1 protein-coding gene is annotated in these 729 nt (G+C 49.1%); it reads left to right on the top strand.

Annotated elements, in window-relative coordinates; genetic code table 11:
• On the top strand, positions 1-729 hold a 729-nt coding region (locus R7R78_RS26090; RefSeq protein WP_225474610.1), incomplete at both ends, for a serine/threonine protein kinase.

The raw sequence follows: 729 nt of genomic DNA, 5'->3' as shown, positions 1-729 counted from the left end.
ATTCGTGCTGAATCGGGCTTTCTGCCTCTCAACAGTTACGAAAACCGAGTGTATCAATTTACCGATGAAGAGCGCCGTCGCTACGTCGTGAAGTTCTATCGTCCGGAACGTTGGAGCAACGAGCAGATTCAAGAAGAGCACGATTTCACGCTTGAGCTGATTGATAATGAAATCCCCGTCGCCCCGCCCGTACGCATCAATGGCAACACCCTGCACCACTATCAAGGCTATGGGTTCGCTCTCTTCGAAAGCGTGGGCGGTCGTCAGTTTGAAGTCGATAACTTAGAGCAACTTGAAGGAGTGGGTCGCTTTTTAGGACGCATCCATAAAGTCGGCAGCCGACAAGCTTTTCAACATCGCCCTACCATTGGTTTGCACGAGTATCTCTACCAACCACGTGAGATTTTGCAAAACGCCAATATGATCCCGATGCATTTAGAAAACAGCTTTTTCAATGACTTGGACATGCTCATCAAAGCCATCGAAAACCACTGGCAAGGCAGCTTCGCAACGATTCGTCTGCATGGCGATTGCCATCCGGGTAACATCTTGTGGCGCGACGGCCCAATGTTTGTCGATTTAGATGACTCGCGCAACGGCCCTGCCGTACAAGATTTGTGGATGCTACTTAACGGCGAACGCCAAGATAAGCTGATGCAACTGGACATCATTTTAGAGGCGTATCAAGAGTTTTGCGATTTTAACGCCGCGGAATTGAAACTAATCGAG

The sequence above is a fragment of the Vibrio sp. 2134-1 genome (assembly GCF_033339495.1).
This window is presented reverse-complemented; position numbering and strand designations above follow the sequence as displayed.